The 13,925-nt window shown below is 35.8% G+C and carries 8 protein-coding genes and 1 rRNA gene; all 9 read right to left on the reverse strand.

All coding sequences use genetic code 11. From position 1 onward, the window contains the following. Nucleotides 1-64: ribosomal RNA gene (locus tag LRP83_RS12000) — 16S ribosomal RNA — on the reverse strand; the annotation flags it as partial. A gap of 482 nt (nt 65-546) precedes the next feature. Then, on the reverse strand, nt 547-2,421 hold the full coding sequence (htpG, locus tag LRP83_RS12005; protein ID WP_230496934.1) for a molecular chaperone HtpG: 1,875 nt from the start codon (nt 2,419-2,421) through the stop codon (nt 547-549). A gap of 122 nt (nt 2,422-2,543) precedes the next feature. Continuing rightward, on the reverse strand, nt 2,544-3,515 hold the full coding sequence (locus tag LRP83_RS12010; RefSeq protein ID WP_230496935.1) for a DMT family transporter: 972 nt from the start codon (nt 3,513-3,515) through the stop codon (nt 2,544-2,546). A 114-nt stretch (nt 3,516-3,629) separates the two neighbouring features. Beyond that, the gene (locus LRP83_RS12015) at nt 3,630-6,995 is read right to left on the reverse strand and encodes a UvrD-helicase domain-containing protein (protein WP_230496936.1); all 3,366 of its coding nucleotides are present in this window, start codon (nt 6,993-6,995) and stop codon (nt 3,630-3,632) included. Nucleotides 6,996-7,002: 7 nt separating this feature from the next. Continuing rightward, a complete protein-coding gene (locus tag LRP83_RS12020; protein WP_230496937.1) occupies nt 7,003-9,858 on the reverse strand; it encodes a PD-(D/E)XK nuclease family protein in 2,856 nt (951 codons plus the stop codon). Nucleotides 9,859-10,087: 229 nt separating this feature from the next. Then, nucleotides 10,088-10,795 (reverse strand): ABC transporter ATP-binding protein, encoded by a 708-nt coding sequence (locus LRP83_RS12025; protein ID WP_230496938.1) that lies wholly within the window; start codon nt 10,793-10,795, stop codon nt 10,088-10,090. Nucleotides 10,796-10,808: 13 nt separating this feature from the next. After that, on the reverse strand, nt 10,809-11,588 hold the full coding sequence (locus LRP83_RS12030) for an ABC transporter ATP-binding protein (RefSeq protein WP_230496939.1): 780 nt from the start codon (nt 11,586-11,588) through the stop codon (nt 10,809-10,811). Next, nucleotides 11,569-12,882 (reverse strand): branched-chain amino acid ABC transporter permease, encoded by a 1,314-nt coding sequence (locus tag LRP83_RS12035; RefSeq protein WP_230497034.1) that lies wholly within the window; start codon nt 12,880-12,882, stop codon nt 11,569-11,571. Before LRP83_RS12035 ends, LRP83_RS12030 begins: the two co-directional genes overlap by 20 nt. Nucleotides 12,883-12,913: 31 nt before the next feature. Continuing rightward, nucleotides 12,914-13,900 carry a branched-chain amino acid ABC transporter permease gene (locus LRP83_RS12040; protein WP_230496940.1) on the reverse strand — a complete coding sequence of 329 codons (987 nt, stop codon included), beginning with the start codon at nt 13,898-13,900 and terminating at the stop codon, nt 12,914-12,916. Between the last annotated feature and the right edge of the window lie 25 nt (nt 13,901-13,925).

Raw genomic sequence — 13,925 nt, forward strand, 5'->3', positions numbered from 1 at the left:
CGACTTGCATGTATTAGGCACGCCGCCAGCGTTCGTCCTGAGCCAGGATCAAACTCTCCAATAAAGTGTTTGATTAGCTCATAAAGTTTACTCTGGCTTAGTTCCAACTTCCTAAAAGAAAGTTTTCACTTAATTTGTTATTGTTTGGTTGTTTAGTTTTCAAAGAGCAATTTGTTACAAAATCTATATTATTATATTTTTTCGTTTTTGTCAACTTCTACGAAATGACATTAAATTGTTTTTCCGTTATTTCGTCTCGGCGACATATATTAATATAACATCCAATTTCGCAGAAGTCAACTTCTTTTGAAATTATTTTTTAATAAATGTTTCTTCAATCTCCCTCCGAAAGATAATGGGAAGGTAGAAAAATAAGATACCATAATTATTGCTAGTACTTCAAATGTAAATTTCCCCAATCAGTAAGCTGATCTCTAGTACTATTCACTACATTTTTTCTGTTCACGCTTCACTTGAACATTTATACCTTTAAAAATTTGAAATCTAAACTCAACAAAGCGCCAGGAACCCCAGCGCTTTGAAGCATTAAACCATTATTTTGCAGATGTCGTTTGTAAATTCAACGGGATCGTTGATTGGAAGTCCTTCAATAAGTAATGCTTGGTTGTATAACAAAGTTGTGTATAGCGTTAATTTTTCTTTGTCATTTTCAAATGAGTTTTGTAATGATTTGAATACTTCATGATTTGGATTAATTTCTAAGATTTTGTCTGCCTTAATATTTTGATTGTCTGGCATCATGCTAAGAATTTTTTCCATTTCAATCGTTAATTCACCGTCAGTTGCAAGACAAACTGGATGGGTTTTTAATCTTTTTGACACTCGTACATCCTTTACTTTCCCTGCTAAAGTATTCTTCATATGGTCAAATAGGTCTTTATATTCTACAGAGTCCTTTTCTGTTTCGTTTTCGTCTGCTTCAATACCTAAGTCTCCACTTGAAACCGATTTGAATTCTTTTTCTTTATAGTTCATTAGCATGCGGATGGCGAACTCATCTATATCATCTGTAAAATATAAAATTTCAAAGCCTTTTTCAGAAACCAACTCTGTTTGTGGAAGCTTTTCAATTCTTTCAATGGACTCCCCAGAAGCATAATAAATATATTTTTGCTCCTCTGACATTCTAGATACATACTCATCCAATGTTACTAACTTGCCCTCTTTAGAAGAGTAAAACATTAATAAATCCTGCAGTTCATCTTTATGAGTTCCGTAATCACTATAAACTCCGTATTTTAATTGTCGACCAAATGAGTTGTAGAATTCCTCATATTTTTCGCGATCATTTCTTAATAGTGCTACTAATTCACTTTTGATTTTTTTATTAATGTTTTTCGCGATAAGCTTCAATTGACGATCGTGCTGTAAAATCTCCCGCGAAATATTAAGAGATAGATCTTCTGAGTCTACCATCCCTTTGACAAAACTAAAATAATCCGGAAGTAAGTCCGCACACTTATTCATAATTAAAACACCATTTGAATATAACTCTAACCCTTTTTCAAATTCCTTTGAATAGAAATCAAATGGAATTTTCTCAGGAATGTAAAGAATCGAATTATATCTTATCGTTCCATCGACTGAGATATGAACATGTTTAAGTGGCTTATCAAATCCATAATGCTTTTCCTCATAGAATTTTTGGTAATCCTCATCGGTAAGTTCATTTTTATTTTTTCTCCAGATTGGTACCATACTATTGATAATTTGCTCTTCTTGATAATCCTCAAATTCAGTCTCACTATCTTCTTTCGGTCTTCTACCGGAAATATCCATTTTAATTGGATAACGTATGAAATCAGAATATTTTTTGATAATCGATTTTAATCTATATTCATCTAAATACTCATCATAACTTTCATCTTCTGTAGTCTCTTTAATTTTTAAAATAATTTCGGTGCCGACTGAGTCTTTTTCTATTGGCTCGATTGTATATCCCTCAGCACCCTCAGATTCCCATTTATAAGCCTGATCACTGTTTAGAGCTTTACTTACAACCGTAACGACATCAGCAACCATAAATGCTGCATAGAATCCTACACCAAACTGACCGATAATATCGTAGCCATCTTTCAATTCATTTTCTTTTTTAAATGCTAATGATCCACTTTTAGCAATCGTTCCAAGATTGTTTTCTAACTCTTCCTTCGTCATTCCTATCCCAGAGTCCGTGATCGTTAATGTCCGGTTTTCTTTGTTCGGAACTACTTTTATGTAGTAATTTTCTTGTTCAAAATTTATAGAATCATCTGTTAACGCTTTATAATAGAGTTTATCAATGGCATCACTTGCATTCGATATTAACTCTCTTAGAAAAACTTCTTTGTGAGTATAAATAGAATTAATCATCATTTCAAGTAATCGTTTAGATTCTGCTTTAAACTGTATTTTTGACATAAAAAATCTCCTTTCCATGTTTATTAGCACTCCACCTATTCGAGTGCTAATTCAATATTATTTTAAACCATATTATATTATTCGTGTCAATACTATAATGATTTAAATACTATTAAACCAACCTATGCTCCTTTTGTTGTTGTTACAAAACTCTCGACTCTTCTGTTTGAAACATAACTATGCAAAATCATTCCAACGATAACAATAAAAATACCTATCCAAGAGAATGATGAAGGAAGTGGGATAGACAGAATAATCATTTCCCCCATTAAAGCAAAAACCACTTCAAATGATTGTGTTGCCTCAACCGCAGCTAACTTTTGCATATTTCCTCTTACCTTATCTGTGGCCATGAAAAATAAGACAGTAGCAATGACCCCAGAAAAAAGTGCCACTAACAAGGACTGAATACTTTGCCCTTTGCTTGGTAGTCCGACTGTAAACAAGCCATACAAGGAAAGTAAAAACCAGAATGGGAGACTCGCTAATGTCATTCCTAACACACGTTGATAAGCATCTAAACGCCCTTCACATATATCCATCATTTTACGATTTCCTAAAGGATAGGCAAATGAAGCTAGTAAAATGGGAACAGCTCCTAATAATAGAATTTCAAAAGAAAGTTCCTTTGCATGTTCCATTTGCATGAGGACAATACCTAACACTATGATCATGGACATGATTAGACCTCTATAGGGAATTTTCCCTCTTACTTTTAATGGTCCATTCTTTGTTTGTACCGTTTCAAAGAATAACGGTGCAAGTAATGCACCTGAAATAATGGTTATTTGCCATGTACCAGCAATCAGCCAACCAGGTGAATACGCAGCGGCAAAACATAATGGTGCGTAAAATAACCCGAAGCCAACGAAGCTCCATATCATCCATGGTCCTGGTTTTTCTCTCATTTCTTTTAAGAGTGGTCGCAAATTCTTTCTTATGATGACAATACACAAAAGAAAAGGGACCATAAAGATATAGCGGAGTGAGGCACTCCAAATCCAACTACCACCAGTCAACTCCATCGATGCATTAAGGACAAATGTAAAAGCAAAAAAGAAGGATGCACAAATCCCAATAATAATTGATTTCAACTTAGCTCACCACAATTCCTTCTGTCGTAAAATAGATAGCCAAGAATCAGGCTGTTTCATCTCATTGCGAAAATACTACTCCTTGAACCAAGGTATGTTCTGTTCTTTACCAAATTAAAGTTTTGCCATTTTTCTTATTTGTTCTTTTAGATGGTTCTCGTATTCTATTTCAAATGGAATATCGTAAATTCCATTTTCTTCATTTCGTAGGAAGAAGAGTTTCATAGATTTTATCGTAACATCATTTTTATTTTCATAGGCTAGTTTGTATAAATAGAGCTGTGGTTTGTAGTACTCTATTAGAGTATGGATATTGTCTTCGGTTATATAATTTGTCTTTAAATCTATCACATGATAACTGATTTCTGTTTTAACGACCTTATCAATTTCACCTATAATGGACACTCCATCAATATCCAAGGTAAATTTCCATTCATTGGCGATTGGATCTCCAAGCTTATCTTGACTCCTTTCATAATGCTGTAAAAACATCGATAGTTTATCTAAATACAACGGTTGTTCATCTTCACGAAGAGACATTTCTCTTAAAGCTAAGTTCATTGCGTCGTTATTTTGATATCCAAGATCAATAAGTTCGCATGCTCGATGAACGAGTGTTCCTAGAATAGCGGGACTATATTTAGGCGTTTCTTCGTCTAACCATTCATCATATTCCTTTTGGCCTTCCTCTTCATCTAAGTTAACATCTAGCTTTAATACATGCTTCCTATAATAGGAAGACGGATCATGAATAAAACTCGTTACTTCTGACACTGAGAAAGAAACAGGCAAATCCTCCCGCATTTGGTAATTCGGAAGCTCATATTCCTTTCGATTGAGGACAACTCTTTCTTCATTCTGGAACGTATCGATCATTTTTATTTTATTTTGTAACAGATTATCCATTTCCATGACCGTATTTAATTGATCTAACCAAGACCCTCTCCCCTGTCCATGAGCTGTTAAAACAAGATAGTCCCTTGCTCTTGTTACGGCTACATAGAACAGTCGTTTCCATTCCTCTTCCCCTTGCCTTTTACTAATTTCCTCGGTCTGGCTAAAACTCAATGGCTTAATTTCAATAGGACTCGCTAGTAAGTCTACCTCATTTTCTACTTTACACTTTGCGACAAGACCAATTGTTTCATCAAATCTAACATCTCCTGAATCTGCCCTTGGTGTTCCATTTAGATTTGTTACAAACACGATAGGAAATTCAAGCCCTTTTGAAGCATGCACGGTCATTATGTGAAGGGAATTCTCATCTGTAAGCTCAACCTCTGCATTTCCTTCTTTTTCGGAAAAATCCATCACAACCGTTAACCGATTAATCATTTCTTCGAGTGAAAAGGTGTTAAAGCTAGCCAAAATATCAATTAATTTCTCTACGTTACGGACTCGCTGTACATTGTTTTTCTGAAGTAAACAAATTGATTCCAAACCACTTTTTTGAAAAAGTTGCCGTAAACTTGTTTTGATACCGGCACTTGGAATAAAAGGGATATACTCTAAAAAAAATCGGCTGAATTTCATTAATGCTTGTTTAGCATTATCGCTTAGTGAGTGATCGTTGATAAAGTGATGTTGATATAAATAGCTTGCTACATCCTTTTTACTAGATTGTTTTATTTTATATAAATCATCGAGTGTTAGGCTGATTAATGGGCTCTTTAGAAATGCAAAAATATAAAGCTCTTCATACGGACGGTTTAACCATTGCAATAACATGATCATATCACGCACTTCTGGCTGATCATAAAAACCTAATCCACCGTAAACCGTATAAGGAATATTTTTAATCTGAAGCTCTCTTTCAAGCTTTAATAAATTTGTTCTCGTTGGAATAAGGATGGCTATGTCATGCCAATCCAAATTTCTCCATACTTTTGTATCCTTATCATATATTTCTTGTTTCGTTTTCTTCATTTCAACAATTCGATTAGCAATAAATTGATATTCAGAATCTTTATCAGATGCCACGTACAATTCAACTCGGTTCTCTTGTTCCCTATCTCCAGTACGAGCACTTTCTAACTTTTCATACTGAATTTTATAAGGAATTTGTACTTCTGACAGATCCACCTTCATTAGCTGCTCAAATGTTAAGTTAACAAAATCAATAATACTCGCACATGTTCTGTAATTAATATACAGGTTTATATACTCTCCATTTTCACTGTCCTTTTTTGCTAGCTCAGACATTTGCTTAATTAAGCCAACATCCGCTCCTCTGAATCGATAAATAGACTGTTTACCATCACCCACAATGAATCGATAGGTTGGGTTAATTCTCTCTAGTAAACTCATTTGCAAATGGTTCGTATCTTGAACTTCATCTAGCAAAAAATGCTTATATTGCTTTCGACAAAGTTCTTGAATATGCTCGTTTTCCAATAACGAAATGGCTTTTTGTTGTAAATCGGAAAAGTCCAAAACATTCAACGCACGTTTTTCACGAGTGTAAACCTGATCAAAATGGAGGAGAATATCCGCAAATACCTTCATGATTTCATTCATGATTCCTATTTGATCATTTGATAATAACTGTTTTTTGAAAACGGCTATTTGCATAAGTTGACGATTGATTTCCTCTTTAAAAGGGAGTAACTCGTGTTTATAAAATTGATAAAGAGCTGGTGCATGTTTTTCTGCTGTATTTGGTACATTGATTTTGATGATAGATTGATACCAGTTTAACGCCCCAGTAAAGGGAGAATCTAAGATATCGATTATTTCTTTTAATCTAGCTTGCACAGCGCTTGCTCTTGTAATCGATTCAGGAGCGGGAAATCCACTGCGATACTCAATAGCCACTAACATAAATTGTTCAATTTGGTTAATGATACTAGCTTCTACATTTAACACTTCTTGTTCCAGAACACTTTGGTCCAGGACAGTTGCCTCAGACAACCAATGTTGTATAGGCGTTTCAAATTCTCTCATTTTCCCATAAACCGAAATAACTAAATCTTTAATTTTACTTCGTGGATAATATACATATATAGACTGCCATTTTTCTAGATAGTTAGCTTCTTCCAGTAAATCGTTGATCACCTGCTTTTTCAGTTGAGAGGATTGAAGGTCATCCATCAACGAAAAATCAGGATACACATCCGCTTCAAACGAATATTCCTTTAACAGCTTCATACAAAAACTATGAAAGGTAGAAATGGTTGCCTGTTCAAAATCTTGAAGCTGTGTCATCCAGAATTGTTTAGAGGCACCATTAGTGGATTCTACCATTTTCTCAATTTGGGACCGAATTCGATTTCTCATTTCTCGAGCTGCTTTTTCAGTGAAGGTTAATGCGACGATTTCTTTCACATTTGCCCCAAATGAATTGGAGTGTAAGCATTCTTCAAGGATAAAACGATAACGCTCTGTTAAAACACTTGTCTTCCCAGATCCAGCTCCAGCTGAAACAGTAACGAATGGTTTTTTACTAAAAATAGCCGCTCTTTGTTGTATATTTCTTTCCATTTTATCCTCACTCCCCTTCAAACGTTTCTGGCGTTACTCGACACACAGCATGGTATGTACAAAATTGGCAAGACTTTGTCCCATATGGATTCACTCTAAATTGCTGTTTAGAATCCTTTACAAGCTCATTTAATTTTGTATGTAAACCAAATCGATTAAGATGTTCCCCATCCTTCATTTCCACCTTCATCGCTTTAGAATGGACATTGAATCTTTTTTGAGTGCTTTCGTTAGCTTCCCACATACTATTAGAGGCACGGCTCTTTGGATTATCTATATTAATATAGCTTGCTCCATAAGGTCTAAGTGGTCTTCCTACTTTTTCTTTCAAAATATCCTCTAATGCGTAAAGATAAAGTGGTAGTTGAAGAACTTTTCCATCCATCACTTCGTTTTCTTTAATCATTTTATTACTTGACTTATAATCGTAAATGACAAAGCCATCTTCATCAATATCCACTCGGTCTGCCTTAATATTGATCTCAAGGTCATTATTTAACGTGAACGATAACCCCTTTTCCATCATATAAATTTGCATGTTCTGTAGTTGGCCATTTTGGAAAAGAAGCTTCTCTGAAGCCCACCATCTTTTTATTTTTTTCATCCAGGAAAGCTTTTCTTCCTTTACCACTACTTCCGAAAGTTCGATTAATAATTCTTTTTCTAAGCCAGCCCATTCTTGTTCAAAAATTTCAAGAAGAATCCTATCTTTTTCCTCAGTCAATTCTCTCGCACAATCCAAAAAGGATTTCTCGATAAATCCAATTTTTTTATAAAACTTTTCAATCACATTATGAAGGAGAATACCTGTTTTTCGGCGATCAACAGAAGTAACTCTCTCCATTACTGGTTTTACTTTTAACACATAATCCATTGCAAACTTAAAGGAACAATCCACATAGCTTTCAATGGCCGTTACCGAGCGCCTTACACCACTTAATGGTTCACTCAAAGAATGATTACCAATGGCAAGCGTGATTAGTAGATTTTGTTTCTCCATTAGCTCTTCCGGTGCATTCTTTACTAGATAGTCCCTCCCGATATGGTAAGCTACTTTATTCATGAGCTCTTGTTTTTCTTCGTAAAAAGGAATTTGAATTCTGTTTTGAAAAGAGGCTTGGATCTTTTCTACTCTATTTATTAAAGGTGCAATATACTTTGACGGGAGTAATGGCTCGTGTGAATCAACACCAATACAATAGGAATAGGAAATCGTCTCGGCAAGTACTTCTAGCTGATTGAAAAGAGCTTCGGCTTTTTTTTCAAAAATCTCAACGGTGGGAGCGCCATAACGAATCTCTAAATTCTCTAAATGCTGAGGTTGAAAATACCCAGATAGCGAATAAGCTGGCGGGTATACACCTTCATTTAAACCTAAAACAAAAATTTCACTTCCTTTAAATAAAGCAATGTCTCGAAACGTATAGATTCCAACTCCATCTTGTGGAGTTCGTTTCAAATACAATTCTTCTCCTTCTAATTTAGTAAAGAACCATAAGAGAAAGTGCGTTCCTTCCATCTTAATGGAAGGAAGATTCTCTAGGTCTACTATCCATTTTTGTAAAAATGACAAAATCGTTTCAAACGTTCGCCACTCAAAACTAATCTGCAAGCTCGATTCCCGATGAAGATTCTCTGAAAGCATGTTCTTCCATCTCGATAATAAAGGTAGAGTTTGTAAAAATCCAATAAAGTTTTGGCAGTGTTTAACAACTGTTTGTCCACTAAAGATTGTTTCTATAAAAAGCTGAAATTGGTTATGTATTTGCTCCACTTCTTCAATGCAAATTAGTTCTTTTTCGATGAATATTTGTTTCAACTTCGTATATTCAGTCGCTTCCAAAAAAAGCAATTTACTGATAGATGAAATTTCTTCTAGCCTGTCCCATTTGGTTGATGATTTCTTTTCTACTAATAATTGTTTGAGAGTTTGAATGATTAATGTATGCGAAAGCGACTTTTTCTTCGCTCTTTTTATCGGAATCTTTTTTTCCTCTGCAATTGACATTAGCTCTTCTAAGCTTGCTTCATTTGCTAAAACAATGGCAATTTGATTATACCTACCTAATGATTGTTTTTTTTCATAAATCAAATCTAAAATTCGATGGATTTCTTCCTCAGGACTTACCGCTTGTATGATGAATTGTTTCTCCACTCTCTTGAATGGTTCGGGACCATATTCTTGAATATGAAAGCCGATTTCATCTAAATCCTTTGTTGTATGCTGAATTAACGATGCGTTTATTTTTGGTAAATAAACAGTTATTGGAATGTCTTGGTTAAATAACGCTATAAGAAGTTCATATTGTAAAGGTGTGAAATCTAAGTAGCCTTCGATGACAATATTTATACTTGGAAATGTATACTTTTCTCTAAGCAATTTGATAGCGGTAATTAGTTTATTTTCTGAATCTAAATACTTCTTTTTTATGAAATTATCCTCGTATTTTTCAAAGGATGCTTGTAGTGACTGTAATGTTTCAGGTAATTGTTGAACCGTTAATCCTAATCGCTTTAATTGACCATATGTATCACCATAGGTTTTAGCTTGGTAAGGTATTTCACGTACATCCGATACGGTAGGATTTTTTTGCAAATCATCCTGAAAAAATAAATACCGGTAGTCATTAGGTAATACTGAATACTCTATAGACAATTCTCTTAAAATAACATCTGCCAGGTCATCAAACGTCATGAAGCTTAGTCCTGGCTGATTTGCCCTTGCCGTTGTTAGCCACTTTGCTGAAGGTAATAAATAGACTACCTTTTTCCTATGATTGACTTGATATTTATACCATTCATCTAGCTTCTCGTCTGACACTATTTCATTCACATTACTGAACATGACTTGATGATGCCCCACACCAATCCCCCCTTAATGTTTCGTCCCATTACAACTATATTCTAGGTAAAACCGCCCAATCCCTGTTATTATCTAACTTTGGAGCAAAAGTTTTATGTACGTCATTTGATATTAAAATAACTCATCTCTATCTCCTCACAACCTACACGATCGGCTTACTCCTTCCTTTATTTTCTAAAAAAACTATACTATACATAGAAAAAGTCAGGTGCTTCGCACCTGACTTTGCTTAAGCTAAATACGCTTCCTTAATTTGATCGTCTCTAAGTAGAACGGAACTTTGTCCACTCATCAGAATTTCTCCCGTTTGGATGACATACCCTCTGTTAGCTATTTGTAAAGCTTGATAAGCATTTTGCTCTACTAAAAGAATCGTCATCCCTGATTCGTTTAGTTCTTTAATGATTGAAAAAATTTGTTCGACAATAATTGGAGCTAGACCCATAGAAGGCTCATCAAGCATTAACACATTAGGGCCACTCATTAATGCACGACCCATGGCCAGCATTTGTTGCTCCCCACCACTCATTGTTCCTCCACGTTGACTAAGGCGCTCTTTGATTCTAGGAAAGTAGTGAAATACTTTTTCCATTCTTTCCGCTACAACCTTTTTATTTTTTACCGAAAAAGCACCCATTTCTAGATTTTCCTTCACCGTTAATCGTGGGAAAATTCTTCTCCCTTCTGGAACTTGAGCAACTCCTGAAACGGCCGTCTCATGAGGTAATGCACTCGTTATATCCTTACCATTCAAAAAAATATTCCCTTGCTTTGGTTTTACTTGACCACTAATCGTTTTTAACGTGGTCGATTTTCCTGCACCATTGCTCCCGATTAAGGTAACGATTTCACCTTTATCTACATATAAATTAACGCCTTTTAATGCTTGGATTCCTCCATAAAACGCATGAATATCCCTTAACTCTAATATATGCACGCCTATACCCTCCTTACGATGCTGTCGAAGCAGCACCAGTACCTAAGTACGCTTCAATGACTTTAGGATTATGTCGAATTTCTTCAGGGTTTCCTTCGGCAATCTTCTCACCATGATCTAGAACAATAATATGCTCTGATATTTCCATTACTAGCTTCATATCATGCTCGATTAGGATAATCGTCAAATCTAGTTCTTCTCTCATTTTAAAAATAAGGTCCGTGAGCTCCTTCGTTTCCCTCGGATTCATACCTGCAGCAGGTTCGTCTAAAAGTAATATTTTAGGTTTAGTCGCAAGGGCTCTTGCAATTTCTAATCTTCGTTGAGCACCATAGGAAAGACTTTGTGCTTCATCGTTTAAAAATTCAGCTAAACCGACATATTCCAAAATACGATACGCCTCTTCCTGAGCAAAAGTTTCTTCTCTTTTACTAGAGGGAAGGCTAAGCATGATTCCAAGTAGACTTCCTTTTAAGTGATTATGCAAGCCAACCATCACATTTTCTAGAACCGATATGCTCCCAAACAGTCGAATATTTTGAAAGGTACGAGCAATTCCTTTTCTAGAAATCGTATGGGGCTTCAAGCCGACAAGGGATTGACCCTCCATCATAATCGAGCCTTCAGTTGGCTTATAAACACCAGTAACCATATTGAAGAAGGTTGTTTTCCCTGCGCCATTTGGACCAATTACAGCCGTAATCGAGCCCTTTGCGACATCAAAACTAATATCCTGGTTCGCGACAAGTCCATCAAATCGCTTCGTTAAATTTTTAACTGTCAAGATTGACATAACTTGCACTCTCCTTTTTAAGGCTAACTTCTTGTTTTTGTTTTTCCTGTCCTTTAGGTGTAGAACCATTTTTTAATTTAGCCGCATTAAAAATTGGATTTTTCGCAGGTATCAATCCTTGTGGTCGATAAAGGGCGAACAGAATTAAGATGGCTCCAAAAATAAATCGTTGCATTTTAGCAGGTGAAAGTGCATCAGGAATGCTAATAACATTATTCAAGCTCAGTTGGTTTAGCCAGTTGGTCAATTCAGTGAGAACTTGCATATTCAAAATCGTCATAATAGCTGCTCCCAAAATAACACCTGGTACTGATCCCATTCCACCTAAAAGCACCATTACTAATATTGTAATAGATTCTAATAATGTGAAGCTGGTTGGATCGACAAAGGTTTGTTTTGCCGCAAAGACGACACCCATCATTCCTGAGAACGAAGCACCAATAGCAAAAGCAGTCAGTTTAGTTCGAACTAGATGAATGCCCATCGATTGAGCAGCAATATCATTTTCACGTACCGCTTTCCAGGCACGACCAATTTTAGAGTATTCTAATCTTCTTACTACAAATATAGTAAGAACTAAAATAACTAAAGCAATATAATAAAATTGACTTGGAAAAGTAAAGGTTAGACCGAATAATTTTGGAGGTGTAATAGATGATAATCCCATTGCCCCGTTTGTAATGTTGATAGGTCTGTCCAAATTATTAAAAACAATCCGAATAATTTCCCCGAACCCTAAGGTTACGATGGCTAAATAATCCCCTTTCACACGGAGCACGGGTATCCCAAGTAGGATTCCAAATATTGCCGCGACAAAGCCTCCTATTAGGATAAATACCCAAAAGTATTCCCCACCAAGTGGAAAGGTTCCAAAGCTAAGGAAATTGGCTGCCTGAGGTGTTGCGAATATACTATATGTATAGGCACCTACCGCAAAGAAGGCAACAAAACCTAAGTCAAGTAGTCCAGCTAACCCAACTACGATATTGAGCCCAAGTGCCATCGCTACATATATCCCAACTAGGGTTCCTACCTCCATATACGATTGGTAAGCATCTCCTTGGCTAGCTGATAGAGGTAATAGTACAACCAAGACTAAAGCCGCAATTCCCCATTTCGTATTTCGACCAAGCTTAGTAAAATGTAGTAACAATAAAGAAGCTAGTAAAAGCAAAAAGGCAATAACTGACTTACCTGATAAATAAAGGCTAAGTGTAGTGACTAAAATATATGTGCCAAGCAAGATACCTTGTGCTAATTTATTATCTTTTACTTTGTCGGTATAACTTTTCATTAGATCGATGTATTTTTTCATCCCATATCACCTACACCTTCTCCATTACGACTTTCCCAAAGATGCCCTCTGGTTTGAATAATAATACAAGAATTAAGATAGCAAATGCGAAAACATCCTTATATTCAGCACCAAATACTCCGTTTGTCATTAGTGTTAAATTGGCTGATGCAAACATTTCCAGTACTCCTAATAAAATTCCTCCAAACATTGCTCCCCTTATATTTCCTATTCCACCTAATACAGCTGCTGTAAAGGCTTTCAATCCTAGAATAAAACCAATGTAAGGATCAATCGTGCCATATTGTATCGCAAATAATACACCTGTAGCTCCACCTAATGCGGAACCAAGGAAAAAAACCAGTCCAATGACTTTATTAACATTCACGCCCATTAACGCTGACGTATCACGGTCCTGAGCAACTGCACGCATCGCAGTACCCCATTTTGTTTTATTAATAAAGAAATCTAGGGTAATCATCATGATTGCGGCTACTACGAAAACAATGATAAAAGACTCCTTAAAAGAGGCATCATTAAACACAGATAATACCGAGGAGGTTTTTACTTCAACTCGATCAGTAAACATGCTCGGACCAGTTAGAATATAGTTACCACGTTTAACCTCTGTAATGAAACGAACAAGATCTTGAAGTAAAAACGAGACCCCAATTGCCGTAATTAAGGTAATTAATTTTGGCGCCTTTCTCAGGGGGCGATAAGCAATTCTTTCAATCCCCATTCCAATAAATCCTGTTAAAACAGACGTTATGACTAAAACTAACAAAAGAGCAAGTAACGCTGGCATAACTGCAATCCACCCTAATCCTGTTAACGTGATTAGAATCGCGGTTCCAATAAAAGCACCAGTCATGAATATCTCACCATGGGCAAAATTGATCAATTCTAGTATTCCATATACCATCGTATAGCCTAGTGCAACAATGGCATAAATAGCTCCAAGCGCTAAACCATCTATTAATACCTGTGGCAATGTGTGTAATATTTCTGCTAACATATTGTGCACCTTCACCTTCCTTTTT

The sequence above is a fragment of the Pseudoneobacillus rhizosphaerae genome, from assembly GCF_917563885.1.
GTDB lineage: Bacteria > Bacillota > Bacilli > Bacillales > Cytobacillaceae > Pseudoneobacillus > Pseudoneobacillus rhizosphaerae.

Coding starts and splice junctions, on each gene's coding strand:
- htpG (WP_230496934.1), bottom strand. CDS start 2,421: ATGTCAAAAATACAGTTTAAAGCAGAATCTAAACGATTACTTGAAATG.
- LRP83_RS12015 (WP_230496936.1), bottom strand. CDS start 6,995: ATGGAAAGAAATATACAACAAAGAGCGGCTATTTTTAGTAAAAAACCA.
- LRP83_RS12030 (WP_230496939.1), bottom strand. CDS start 11,588: ATGTCAATCTTGACAGTTAAAAATTTAACGAAGCGATTTGATGGACTT.
- LRP83_RS12035 (WP_230497034.1), bottom strand. CDS start 12,882: ATGAAAAGTTATACCGACAAAGTAAAAGATAATAAATTAGCACAAGGT.
- LRP83_RS12040 (WP_230496940.1), bottom strand. CDS start 13,900: ATGTTAGCAGAAATATTACACACATTGCCACAGGTATTAATAGATGGT.